The sequence below is a fragment of the Streptomyces sp. NBC_01334 genome (genome assembly GCF_035983595.1).
GTDB lineage: Bacteria > Actinomycetota > Actinomycetes > Streptomycetales > Streptomycetaceae > Streptomyces > Streptomyces coriariae.
In genome coordinates this window covers 2670377-2682580 of sequence record NZ_CP130718.1, presented here as the reverse complement: position 1 = coordinate 2682580, position 12204 = coordinate 2670377, and the positions used below count along the sequence as shown (strand labels likewise).

General features: G+C 73.0%; 12 protein-coding genes and 1 pseudogene. 6 read left to right on the top strand and 7 right to left on the bottom strand.

Annotation, left to right across the window (positions count from 1 at the left end; translation table 11 throughout):
* Positions 1-34: 34 nt before the first annotated feature.
* Complete coding sequence (locus OG736_RS12195) at positions 35-211, top strand: DUF8839 family protein (RefSeq protein WP_199875608.1); 177 nt, start codon at positions 35-37, stop codon at positions 209-211.
* Between the two features lie 4 nt (positions 212-215).
* Here OG736_RS12195 and OG736_RS12190 read toward each other — a convergent pair whose 3' ends face one another.
* The 3 genes and pseudogenes from OG736_RS12190 to OG736_RS12180 all read right to left on the bottom strand — a co-directional run.
* A complete protein-coding gene (locus OG736_RS12190) occupies positions 216-2081 on the bottom strand; it encodes an ABC transporter ATP-binding protein (protein WP_327187591.1) in 1866 nt (621 codons plus the stop codon).
* A 289-nt stretch (positions 2082-2370) separates the two neighbouring features.
* Positions 2371-2817: a hypothetical protein gene (locus tag OG736_RS12185; RefSeq protein WP_054242966.1), complete on the bottom strand. Its 447-nt coding sequence runs from the start codon at positions 2815-2817 to the stop codon at positions 2371-2373.
* Positions 2818-3089: 272 nt separating this feature from the next.
* Positions 3090-3812: pseudogene (locus OG736_RS12180) on the bottom strand (ATP-binding protein); the annotation flags it as partial.
* A 239-nt stretch (positions 3813-4051) separates the two neighbouring features.
* Between OG736_RS12180 and OG736_RS12175 the strand changes: the two are divergent.
* From OG736_RS12175 to OG736_RS12165, 3 genes are all read left to right on the top strand, one after another.
* Positions 4052-4912 (top strand): Sco1979 family transcriptional regulator, encoded by an 861-nt coding sequence (locus OG736_RS12175; RefSeq protein WP_020131863.1) that lies wholly within the window; start codon positions 4052-4054, stop codon positions 4910-4912.
* On the top strand, positions 4913-5188 hold the full coding sequence (locus OG736_RS12170; protein ID WP_020131864.1) for a DUF397 domain-containing protein: 276 nt from the start codon (positions 4913-4915) through the stop codon (positions 5186-5188).
* A gap of 133 nt (positions 5189-5321) precedes the next feature.
* A complete protein-coding gene (locus OG736_RS12165; RefSeq protein ID WP_327182447.1) occupies positions 5322-6134 on the top strand; it encodes an SAM-dependent methyltransferase in 813 nt (270 codons plus the stop codon).
* Between the two features lie 64 nt (positions 6135-6198).
* Here the strand turns inward: OG736_RS12165 and pdxR are convergent, their stop codons facing one another.
* Entirely contained in the window at positions 6199-7644 is a 1446-nt protein-coding gene (gene pdxR, locus OG736_RS12160; RefSeq protein ID WP_327182446.1) for a MocR-like pyridoxine biosynthesis transcription factor PdxR, read from the bottom strand.
* A 59-nt stretch (positions 7645-7703) separates the two neighbouring features.
* On the opposite strand from pdxR, the gene OG736_RS12155 reads away from it, so the two are divergent.
* A complete protein-coding gene (locus OG736_RS12155) occupies positions 7704-8201 on the top strand; it encodes a carboxymuconolactone decarboxylase family protein (RefSeq protein ID WP_442817166.1) in 498 nt (165 codons plus the stop codon).
* A gap of 110 nt (positions 8202-8311) precedes the next feature.
* Here the strand turns inward: OG736_RS12155 and OG736_RS12150 are convergent, their stop codons facing one another.
* From OG736_RS12150 to OG736_RS12140, 3 genes are all read right to left on the bottom strand, one after another.
* Positions 8312-9799 carry a glutamate synthase subunit beta gene (locus tag OG736_RS12150; RefSeq protein ID WP_327187588.1) on the bottom strand — a complete coding sequence of 496 codons (1488 nt, stop codon included), beginning with the start codon at positions 9797-9799 and terminating at the stop codon, positions 8312-8314.
* Positions 9800-9950: 151 nt separating this feature from the next.
* Entirely contained in the window at positions 9951-10430 is a 480-nt protein-coding gene (locus OG736_RS12145; RefSeq protein ID WP_327182445.1) for an anthrone oxygenase family protein, read from the bottom strand.
* Between the two features lie 140 nt (positions 10431-10570).
* Positions 10571-11284: a DUF2293 domain-containing protein gene (locus tag OG736_RS12140; protein ID WP_327182444.1), complete on the bottom strand. Its 714-nt coding sequence runs from the start codon at positions 11282-11284 to the stop codon at positions 10571-10573.
* A 124-nt stretch (positions 11285-11408) separates the two neighbouring features.
* On the opposite strand from OG736_RS12140, the gene OG736_RS12135 reads away from it, so the two are divergent.
* Positions 11409-12050 carry a nucleoside/nucleotide kinase family protein gene (locus tag OG736_RS12135; RefSeq protein ID WP_327182443.1) on the top strand — a complete coding sequence of 214 codons (642 nt, stop codon included), beginning with the start codon at positions 11409-11411 and terminating at the stop codon, positions 12048-12050.
* Positions 12051-12204 lie beyond the last annotated feature (154 nt).

Genomic DNA, 12204 nt, shown 5'->3' with positions numbered 1-12204 from the left:
CTCCTACAAGTACGACGCTGAACGGAGGTGCGAGATGGTGAACGGGCGGACCGTGCTCGAGCGCTTTCCCGCGGGTGGGCCGCGGGGCTCGTGGCCGGCGGAGGAATTCGCGCAGGCACGACGCATGGAGGGACTGGCCGCCGAGGTCGTCATGGACCTCGCCACCGACACCTTCCTGGTGGTCGTCCGGGGCGGTGACACCGCGCGGTGAGCTGTCAGCCCGCCTGTGACGGGGCGGGCACCTGCGCCGTGAACTGCTCGGCCTGCAGCGTGTACAGCTCGGCGTAGACGCCACCGCCCGCCAGCAGCTCGTCCGGGGTCCCGGACTCCACCAGCCGGCCCTGGTCCAGGACGTGCACCAGGTCCGCGTGCCGGACCGACGCCAGCCGGTGGGTGATCAGCACGACCGTCTGGCCGCTGTCGGCCAGCGCGCGGATCTTCTCGAAGACCTCCAGCTCGGCCCGGGCGTCCAGGGCCGCCGTCGGCTCGTCCACGATCAGGATGCGCCCGCGCCGGTACGCCGCCCGGGCGATGCCGAGGCGCTGCCACTGGCCGCCGGACAGCTCGTGGCCGCCGCTGAAGTGCCGGGCCAGCAGGGTGTCCAGTCCCCGCGGCAGATCCTCGACCACCTCCTGGGCGCCCGCCTCCGCGACCGACGTCGCCAGCCGTTCCTCCGTGAGCGGGGCGGCGGAACGGCCGATCGCGACGTTGACCCGGGCCGTGAACGGCCACCGCTTGAAGTCCTGCGCCACCATCGCGACGCGCTCGGCCAGCTGGTGCCGGTCCGCGTCCGCCGCGTCCACGTCGTCCCACAGGATCCGCCCCCGGTCCGGCTTGTAGAGCCCCGCCAGCAGCTTCACCAGGGTCGTCTTGCCGGAGCCGTTCTCACCGACGAGCGCGATGATCCGGCCGAGGGGGAGCGCGAGGCTGATGTCGTCGAGGGCCGGACGCGCCGACTCGCCCGGATAGCCGAACGTGACGTTCTCGAAGCGGATCTCGCGCGGCTCGTCCGGCAGGGCCGCGCCGCCCACCGGGATCGCCCGTTCGGCCGCCTCCACGTAGAGGCGCTGGAGGTCGCCCACGAACAGGGCCTCCTCGTGCAGCTGGTTGACCTCCAGGACGAGGGTGTTCAGGCTCGCGGAGCCGCTGCGGATCGCGATCACGGCCGTGCCCGCCACCGCCAGCGCCATCGTCCCGGTGAGCAGCAGCCCGCCCAGCGTGGCGTAGGTGGCCAGCGTCGCCAGGCCCGTCCAGGTCGCCGCGAACAGTCCGGTGCGGGCCGCGAGCCGGGCCAGCCGGGCCTGCTCCGCCTCCGCCGTCTCCGACATCGCGCGGAAGTGCCGCAGGAGGAAGGGGCCGACGCCGTGGACGCGTATCTCCGGCGCGGCCGCGGGCTCGGTGAGGAGACCGGCGATCAGGTGACCCGCGCGCGCGTGCTGCACCCAGGTGTGGAACGACTCGTAGCGGCGCCGGGCGTTGGTCAGGGCGCTCCAGGCGCTCGGCAGCGTCATCGTCACCAGCAGCGGCAGCAGGAGCGGGTGCAGCACGGTGAGGACGCCCGCCGACGCGGCCAGCGAGATCATCGCGTTCACCACGCGCGTGCCGTGACTGATCATGTACCGGCTGGACCGGGCCCCGTACTGCGCGGTGTCCAGCAGCTTGTGGAAGGCGTGGTCCTCGATCGCGGCGAGCTCGACGGCGGCCGCCCGCTCCAGATACAGCTCGGTCGCCACCCGCTCCACCTTGGGCTCGAGCCGCCCGGTGGCATACGTGGACGCGGCCCGCAGCAGCGCGCCGATCAGCAGGACGACGGCCATGGCGGCCAGGGCGGGGGCGGCGCCGCGCAGCCGGTCCTCGATCGGGCCGCCGGTGATGAGCCGGCCCAGCACGGTGTTCATCGCGAGCAGACCGATCGCCTGCGCCACGCCCCGGGCGATCTCGGCGGACAGCACGATCCGGGCGGCTTGCGGGTCGGCCTGCCGGGCCAGCCGGAGGCTGGTGCGCAGGAGGGACGGCAGCCGGGTGACCATGGCGCGGAAGTTCAGCTCCAGAAAGGCGTCCCGGTGCTGGTTCCAGCCCATGTCGTAGCGGAGCGGACCGCCGAAGAGGAGCCGCTCCGACTCGGACACGTCACGCTCGTCGGAACCCTGCGGTTTGCGTGCCTTTCCCGCCTCCCGAGCCGCGCCCGTCTCCTGTGCCGTGCCCGCCTCTCGTGCCTCTCCCACCGTCGGCCTCCCCCGGTCGCGATAGTCGACGAACGGCCACTATCGCGGGACGGGACGGGTGAGGGCAGGGCGCGGGGCGGGGGAGCCGGGACGCGCGGGCGTGCGCCGGGACGGCCCCGGGATCGGCTCGCTCAGGGGCGGCGGGCTACGCGCTGATCGCCCGCGACCAGGTGGGCGTCGTGCCCGTGAGGCGGCACAGGGCCAGGTAGAGGGGGATCGGCGGGGTGTAGGGAAGCGTGCCGTCCGGCATGTGGATGAGGCCGGGGACGTGCGGGGAGTCCGGCAGGAGGGCGCCCGTGGCGTAGTGCGCGGGGGCGGGCCACTCCAGGGCGTAGTCGGAGTCGGAGGGCACCAGCCACCACCAGCGCGCCTCGTCGGCGTAGACGCAGCCCACGCGCGGCAGGCGCGGCATGAGCAGCGGGCCGAGGCGGGCGGGGACGGAGACGGCGTCGCAGCCCAGCGGGGCCGTCATGCCGTCGGGCACGGCCAGCCGGCGCGGCGGCTCGGGGGTGTGCGCACCGCCGGGCCCGCGCTTGAGGCGGACGAGCGTGTCGAGGGTCAGCAGCGGAGCCCGGCCGGAGACCGCGCTCATGCCCTTCCCCGCTCGCGGCCGTGTTCGAACGGGAGGGCTCCGGCGGAGTGGCCTGTCGGCCGTGCGTCGCGGCCGGCCTCGTAGCCGCCATGGCCGCCGGGAGCGCGGTGCCGCTGCGGGGCGACGCGAGGGGCCGGACCGTCGGGTGCGGATGCAGGCGCGGGTGCGGGTGCGGGCTTGGCGGAGGTCGCGGCGGGTGCGGCGGGCGGCACGGGGTGGGGTCGCCGGGCGGCCCGGCCGGCCATGGCGCGGTACCACTGCTCGGCCTGCTCGTCCTCGTCGGCCGGACCGTCGGCCGGTCCCGGCTTCGGGCGGGAGCCCCAGCCGAGGTCGTTGCGGGGCACGGTCGGACCGGTGTGCGGCTCCGCGGGACATTCGTGGAACTCGTCCAGGGTGTCGAGGAGCTCGCCCAGGTCGGCGTGGTGCGGCGCGGCCGTGTCCAGGCTGTTGCAGGGCTCGGCGGGATCGCGGGGAGCGTCGGCCTTGCGGGTCAGGTCGGCCCAGACCAGCAGGCCGGGCCCGTGTTCCTGGGCACCCCAGGCGTGACAGAGGGCTTCGACGAGGAGCAGCCCCCTCCCGTGCTCCTCCTCGGGGCGCTGCGGAGAGGGATGGGGATCGCCCGGCGCGCAACCCTCGTCACGCACGGCTATGCGGACGAGGTCGCCGCCGTCATGCAGCTCGCAGACGACGACGTCGCTCGCGGTGTGCACGATCGCGTTGGTGACCAGCTCGGATATGACCAGGGCGGCGGTGTCGCAGGTGTCCTCGCACACCGACCAGCCGGTCAGCCGGGCCCTCGTCAGGCGTCTGGCCTGGGCGGGAGAACCCGGATGGGCGGCCAGTTCGAATCGGAACCGGCGCTCGGCAGCGGCCTGGTCTGGGCCTGCTCCCGCGCTGGCACCGAGACCCTGGGGGCGGCCTGCGGCGGCGTCTGTTCCTAAGGGCGCGGACGGAATCACGCTTGCCACTATCTCCCCGCCGTGAACACTTGGCAAGTGTCACTCTGAAAAATGCAGAGTGCTGTGTGACGCGGTGGGGGGCCGTGGCACACTGCTCGCAACAGCACGTTGAACGGCGCCAATTGGGATCGGCGAAGATCCGTACGTATTCGTACAGACCTTCGAATCGATCTTCGAGCGGCGCCGTAAGGCTGTCGGGATTCTTTTCGTGACCGGCCGGGTCGGGGCTCGTGCGGCCCCCCGCGTGACCGGCCGGCTCTTCGTGGAGGTGGAGCGTGAGCGAACCGCGGTCCGCGCCGACGGTCGGACAGGTCGTCCTCGGTCGGCGCCTGCTGGACCTGCGGGAACGCGCCGGGCTCAAACGCGAGGAAGCCGCCCGCATCCTGCGCGTCGCGCCCGCCACGGTCCGTCGTATGGAGATGGCCGAGGTCAGCCTCAAGATCCCGTACCTCCAGCTGCTGCTGAAGGCCTACGGGGTCACCGAGGAGGAGGCCGAGGGCTTCGTCCAGCTCGCCGAGGACGCGAACAAGCCGGGCTGGTGGCAGCGGTTCCACGACGTCCTGCCCGGCTGGTTCTCCATGCACGTCAGCCTCGAGGGCGCCGCCGCCCTGATCCGCCAGTACGAGCCGCACTTCGTGCCCGGCCTGCTCCAGACCAAGGACTACGCGCGCGGTGTGCTGAAGTCCGGGGCCATCGGCCAGACCCGCCCGGAGGACATCGAGCGCCTCGTCGACCTGCGCATGCAACGCCAGGATCTGCTCACCCGTCAGGACGCCCCCCGGCTGTGGGTCGTGATGGACGAGACGGTGCTGCGTCGCCCGGTCGGCGGCCCGGAGGTGATGCGCGCGCAGATCGACACCCTGCTCGAGGCCGCGAAGCTGCCCAATGTGACGTTGCAGGTCGCCCCGTTCGAGAACGGGCCGCATCCGGGAACGTACGGGCCCTTCGTGCTGTTCCGATTCGCCATGCCGGAGCTTCCGGACATGGTCTACAGCGAGTACCTGACCGGCGCCGTCTATCTCGACGCCCGCACCGAGGTGGCGACCCACCTCGAGGTCATGGACCGCATGGCGGCGCAGGCCGCTACAGCACATCGCACGAAGGAGATCCTCCGGGATCTCCGCAAGGAGTTGTGAATGAATCACATCAGGACCCAGTCCAGGCCGAGGGTCCGCGCTCAGCGGATCTACAACGGCATGCCCGCCCGGGAGCTGGGCAGCGAGGGCTGGCACAAGCCGTGGAGCGGCGGCAACGGAGGCAACTGCCTGGAAGCGATGAAGCTCGCCGACGGCCGGATCGCCGTCCGGCAGTCCACCGACCCCGACGGACCGGCGCTGATCTACACCTCCGACGAGATGACGGCCTTCATCGAGGGAGCCAAGGCGGGGGAGGCCGACTTCCTGCTGTCCTGAACGGACCTGTCTGGCACTTTTTGCTCAGCTCACCCCCCACCCGTTTTCGCCCACCTGCCCTTGCCTTCACTCAACTCCCCTAATTTGGTACTGACTTGAACACCATCCGCGTCACATGCTTACGGAGTGCCTCATGACCGGGCAGGACCCCACCGGAGCCGTCGAGATCGACACCAGCAAGCCCCATCCCGCACGGATGTACGACTGGTACCTCGGCGGGAAGGACAACTACCCCGTCGACGAGGCGATGGGCCGGCAGATGCTCGCCCTCGACCCGCGCGTGCCGGTGATGGCACGAGTCAACCGGGCCTTCATGCACCGCTCCACCCGCTGGCTGGCCACGAACGGCGTACGGCAGTTCCTGGACGTCGGCACGGGCATCCCGACCGAGCCCAACCTGCACCAGGTCGCCCAGCAGATCGCGCCGGACGCCCGGGTGGTCTACTGCGACAACGACCCGATCGTCCTGGCCCACGCGGCCGCCCTGCTGCGCAGCACCTCGGAGGGCGTCACCGAGTACCTCCAGGCGGACGTCCGTGACCCGGACGCCATCATCGCGGGGGCCGGGAAGATCCTGGACCTCAGCCGGCCGGTGGCGCTGTCACTGGTCGCGCTGCTGCACTTCGTCTCCGACGAGGACGGCGCGCACGAGCTGGTGGACCGGCTGCTCGCCGCACTGCCCTCCGGCAGCTACCTGATGATGACCCACGCCACCGCCGACTTCTCCCCGGAGGAGTCGGCGGCGGCCACGGCGAAACTGAAGGCGGCGGGCGTCACCCTCGCCCTGCGCTCCCGCGAGGAGTTCACCCGCTTCTTCGACGGACTCGACCTGGTCGAACCCGGCGTCGCGGTGGTGCCCGAGTGGCACCCCGAGCTCGGCGAATTGGTGCCGGGACAGGACGACGGCGTGATCCCGGGGTACGGGGCGGTGGGCCGCAAGCTCTGAGGACGCCGCCGCATCCGGGGGCATGCGCGCCGTGGGACGTCCGTGGGACGTCTCGCGGCGCGTCTCATTCGGGGGCGGGGCCGCGCCGCCCGTTCGGCGGCGGCAGGATCCGGCACAGCGCGTCCAGGGCCGCCGCGTAGGCGTGCTCCGGCGGCGTCGCGTAGCCGACGACGAGCCCGTCCTCCGGCGCCATGTCGGTCGCCGGATGCCGGAAGGCGGCCAGGCCGTCCAGGGCGACGCCCTGCCAGGCGGCCGCCTTGAGCGCGGACCGCTCGGTGCCGGGCGGCAGCCGCAGCACCGCGTGGAGACCGGCCGCGACCCCGGTGACCTCGACGTGCGGGGCCTGCACGGAGAGCGCCTCGACCAGCCGGTCCCGGCGAGCGCGGTATCGCTGCCGCATGCGCCGTACGTGGCGGTCGTACGCCCCGGACGCGATGAGGTCGGCCAGACTCAGCTGATCCAGGGCGCTCGCCCAGGCCTCCCGCTCGCCCTTGGCCGCGAGGACGCCGTCGACATACCGCTCGGGCAGCACCATCCAGCCCAGCCGCAGCGCGGGCGACAGGCTCTTGCTGACCGAGCCGAGGTAGATCACCCGCTCGGGATCGAGCCCCTGAACGGCGCCGACGGGCCTGCGGTCGTAGCGGAACTCCCCGTCGTAGTCGTCCTCGAGCAGGACCCCGCCACGCGCGCGTGCCCAGTCGATCACGGCCGTCCGGCGACTCGCGTGCAGGGGACCACCGGTCGGGAACTGGTGCGCGGGGGTGAGCAGCACCGCCCGCTCGCGATCCAGCCGCTCCACGCGCGCCCCGTCCGCGTCCAGGGGCAGCGGAGTGGTCCGCACGCCCGCCGCCGTCAGCAGCCCCCGGTGGAAGTCCAGGCCGTACGCCTCCACGGCCAGCGGACCGCGCGGGAGCCCGCTGCCGGGGCCGAACAGGAGCCGCAGCGCATGGGCGAAGCCCGAGCAGATCACGATGCGCTCGGGCTCGGTGCGCACGCCACGCGCGCGTGCCAGGTACTCGGTGAGGGCCTCCCGCAGCTCCCGGCGGCCGGCCGGGTCACCGGGACCGAACACCTCGTTGGGCGCCTGCTGGAGAGCCCGCCGGTAGGAGGCCAGCCAGGCCGCGCGCGGGAACGACGACGCGTCCGGGGTGCCCTGCCGCAGGTCGTGCCGGGGGCCACGCGCGCGTGGCGGTGCCTTGACCGGCGTGCGCTCCGCGGGACGCAGAGGTTCGGTCCGGTCGGCGACCCGCGTCCCCGATCCCTGCCGGGCGGTCAGCCAGCCCTCCGCGACGAGCTCCGCGTACGCGTCGGCCACCGTGTTGCGGGCGACGCCGAGGTCGGCGGCGAGCGAACGGTACGGCGGCAGCCGGGTGCCCGGAGGCAGACGGCCACCACGCACGGCCTCGCGCAGCGCCCGGATCAGGGCGGCCCGCCGACCGCCCGGACCGGACAGCTCCACATGCAGGTCGGCGCCGATCCGCTCCGCGGAATTGACCCACGAATCCACCATGGAAATGCACCCTACAGGGGGTCTTTCCGGCCCGTAGGTTGAGGGACATGACGAATCGCATGACGACGAACGACGCGGGTACCGACATGGCGGCGGCGGTGGCCGGACGGTCCCGCCTCGACTTCGGGAAGACCGCGGGCAAGGCGTTCCGCGCCCTCATCGGCTTCGACGCCGCCGCCCGCGAGGGCCTCGACCCGGCGCTGGTCGAACTGATCCAGATCCGCGCCTCGCACCTCAACCACTGCGCCTACTGCCTCCACATGCACACGAGCGACGCCCGCAAGGCCGGCGAGAGCGAGGAGCGGCTGCACATGGTCGCCGTCTGGCGCGAGGCCCGCCACTTCTTCACGGAGAAGGAGCAGGCGGCCCTGGCCCTCACGGAGGCCGTCACGCTGGTGGCCGACGGCGGCGTCCCGGACGATGTCTACGCCGAGGCCGCCGCCCGCTTCGACGAGCGGGAGCTGGCCCAGGTGGTGGCCCTGATCTGCACGATCAACACCTGGAACCGGGTGGCCCTGGCGACGGGCAAGGTGGCCGGGACGGACGAGCGCCGCTGAAACGGGGGCCGTGGAAACGAGGGCCGCTGAACCGGACGCCGCTGAAACGATCCGGCCCTGCGCTGTCCCGGACGTCACGTACGCGGGTGCCCTGCCCCGGGCGTCCCGGTCTAGCTGCTCATCGGACGGTCGTACGGGCCGATCGGCGCCGGCAGTCGTGAACTCCCCGTCAGATGGCGGTCGACGGCCGACGCCACCGCCCGCCCCTCCGCGATGGCCCACACGATCAGCGACTGCCCGCGGGCCGCGTCCCCCGCGGCGAACACGCCGGGGACGTTCGTCGCGAAGTCGCCGTCCCGCGCGATCGTGCCGCGCGTCTCGAGCGTCAGCCCCAGCTGCTCGACGAGCCCGTCCTCCCGGTCGGGCCCGGAGAAGCCGAGGGCCAGCAGCACGAGGTCGGCGGGGAGCGCCCGCGCGGTGCCCTCCACCGGCCTGCGCCGCGCGTCGACCTCGACGAGGTGCAGCGACCGCACGTGCCCGGTCTCGTCACCGGTGAAGCGGAGCGTGGACGCCGCGAACAGCCGCGCGTCCGCGTCCGCCGCCGGCGCGGACTCCAGATCGCGCGCCTCCTCGTGCGCCGCCGAGAGCCGGTAGATCTTCGGATACGTCGGCCAGGGGTCGGTGTCCTCGTCGCGCTCAGGACCGGGCTGCGCGTAGATGTCCAGCTGGGTCACGGACGCGGCGCCCTCGCGCACCGCCGTGCCCAGACAGTCGGCGCCCGTGTCGCCGCCGCCGACGATGACGACGTGCTTTCCGGCGGCGGACATCGGGGACGACTCCAGATCCCCCTCGCCCACCCGGTTGGCCAGCGGCAGATACTCCATCGCCTGCTGTATGCCGGTCAACTCCCGCCCCGGAACGTGCAGTTCGCGCCACTCGGTCGCCCCGGTGGCGATCACCACGGCGTCGTAACGGACCCGTAGATCCGCGGCCATGACGTCCCGCCCGATGGTGGTCGAGGTGCGGAACTTCGTGCCCTCGGCCCGCATCTGCTCGATCCGCCGCTCCAGGTGGTGCTTCTCCATCTTGAAGGAGGGGATCCCGTACCGCATCAGTCCACCGATCCGGTCGTCCTTCTCGTAGACGGCGACCGTGTGCCCGGCCCGGGTCAACTGCTGTGCCGCGGCCAGTCCGGTGGGCCCGGAACCGATCACCGCGACCGTCTTGCCGGACAGCCGGTCCGGGGGGCGCGGCGGCGTGAGACCGTCCGCCCAGGCCCGGTCGGCGATGGCGGCCTCGACGTTCTTGATGGTGACGGCCGGCTGGTTGATGGCGAGGACGCACCCGGCCTCGCACGGCGCCGGGCACAACCGGCCGGTGAACTCGGGGAAGTTGTTCGTCGCGTGCAGCCGGTCGCTCGCCGCCCGCCAGTCCTCCCGGGACACCAGGTCGTTCCACTCGGGGATCAGGTTGCCGAGCGGACAGGCCTCGTGGCAGAACGGGACGCCGCAGTCCATACAGCGGTCGGCCTGCTTGCTGACGATGGGCAGCAGCGCACCGGGGACGTACACCTCGTCCCAGTCCCGCACCCGCTCCTCGACCGGCCGCCGGGGCCAGTCCTCGCGGGGCGTGGTCATGAATCCCTTGGGATCGGCCATGGGCGTCTTCCTCGCGTACGCGTACGACAGGCCGAGCGTCATCGGGCGGCACTCTTTCGGCCACGATACGTCGCGTCGGCCACCCACGCAGAGTGGCGGACAGCGCTTTCCGGCGCGGGCGTCCGGTGCCCTGCCGAATGCCCGTGTCCGGTCAGGCCAGAGCCAGGACGTACACGACCGCCGAGGCCGCGGACGCGACCGCGCGCACGTGGTTCCACCGTGTCCACTGACGCAGGTAGACCGGCCAGTACGTGACGGCCTCCGGCGTGCCTGGTTCCAGCTTCGCGAGGGCCTCGTTGCGCGGCACGTTGGCCGCCACGGTCACCCCGAACGCGCCGCACAGGTACAGCGCGCTGCCCAGCAGCAGGTGGACCGTCCCGTCGTCCGGCCACAGCACGAAGGTCACCACGGCGATCACCGTGCACACCGCCGCCGCACCGAGGAACAGGACCATGAACGCCGGTGTCATCGCGGAGGAGTTGATCGCGTTCATCGCCGCGACGCCCTGCGCGGGCGGCAGCGCGGCGAGACCCCGCATCACCAGGACCGAGAAGGCACAGAAGACCCCGGCCATCAGCCCCGCGGTCACCGTGCCCACCATCGCGAGCACCTCATAGGGTCCATCGATCATGACAACGTCAACTCCCACCCGTAGTGCGGAGATCTTGCCCGGGTCCGTCCCTCACCTCAAGTGAAATCCCGTTCATGATCCGTGACCATGGCCGAAGCACGCGAGGACATGCGCGGACGTCCACCAGGCTGCCGTCCGCGCTACCGAACCGTCTCGTCCGTCCCGCCGCCTCCCTCCCGCCACATCCGCATCCGGGCCTCCACGTCCGCCGCGATCCGCCGACGCGCCTCGTGCCGGGGCACGCCGCTCATCAGCAGCCGGTCGTACGGCGTGTCCAGATGCCGTACGGACGCCACGGCCGCGGAGATCACGGCCCCCTCGGACAACGCCCGCCCGGCGGCGCTGCGTCCCACCCGGCCACTGCCCCGCAGGGAGGCGTGCGCGGCGATCGCGCGCGCCCGGTTCTCCGGGCAGCCGGGAAGCAGCCGCAGGATCTCCGCCGCGAACGTCTGCGCGAAGCGCTCGTCCTGTGCCGCCCGGCGCCGTGCGTCCCGGGTCCGGCGCCGCTGCCGTGCCTCGGCGTCCGCCAGGCACCGTTCCTCGGCCCGGGTGAGCGCCGCCTCCTCGACCAGGACGCCCTGGCGTTCGTAACGCCCCTTGCGCCGGTTGAAACGGACCACCACCGCCCACAGCCCGCTCTCCTCCCGAGACCTGCGGGTCAGCGCCGTGTCCCCGCGCGGCAGGAACACCAGGTGCCCGAGATCGGTGCACTCGAGGCAGCGCGGCGCGGCGCCCTCCAGGACCAGCATCGGCAGCGGCCCGCGACGGCACCCGGCGCAGTGCTTCCGCCGGACCGGCTGGACGACGAGAAACCCGGTGCGGGGCGCGGAAGCGGTGAGACCTGCGACTGCCATAGGGCCTTCATGCCCCCTGGTGGACGCGTCAGCACCTGGTCGCCGGCCCGTGGGCGGGGCGGTACGTCGGCCCACGGGCTCGGGTCGCACCGGGCGAGGCGGCCGGACCGGCGCCTGACGCATCATGGGCCGTGTGCGACTCGAAGCGATCACCTGGGAACGGCTCGGCGACCTCCTCGCCGAGCGGCTGCTCGACCTGAAGCCCGACGACGGCATCCGTTGGCCACGCATCGCCTTCGACGGCGCACCGGCGGCCCGTCCCGGAGACCTCGCCGAGCGGGTCGCCGAGGCCCTGCGCACCCGCGGCCGCCCCTCCCGGGTCGTCGACACGCACGGCTTCCTGCGCCCCGCCTCCCTCCGCCTGGAGTACGGCCATCACGACGTGGACGCCTACTACGACGGCTGGTTCGACACCGGCGCCCTGTGGCGCGAGGTGTTCGATCCCCTCGAACCCGGCGGCGACGGACGGATCCTGCCCGATCTCCGGGACCCCGTCAGCGACCGCGCCACGCGCAGCCCCTATGTCCCGCTCCCGCCCGGCGGCTTCCTGCTGCTGCACGGCCCCTTTCTGCTGCGGCACTGGTTCCCCTTCGACCTGACCGTGCACGTCCTCCTCTCCCCGCCGGCCCTGCGCCGGCGCACCCCCGAGGCCGACCACTGGACGCTGCCCGCCTTCGAGCGATACGTCCAGGAGACCGATCCGGCCGCCGCGGCCGACGTGCTGGTCCGCGCGGACGACCCCCGCCATCCGGCCTGGGGCGGCTGATCCCGCGCCGGGCCGGACGGCGCGAACCGCGCGACGGCACCGCGTACTTCCGCGGGACGCCGTGGAGCGCCCCGGGGTGCGGTGGAGCAGCGCCGTGGGGTGCAGTGGAGCGGAGTGCCGTGGGGCGGGCGGTGGTGGGTGGGCGGCTCGGAGT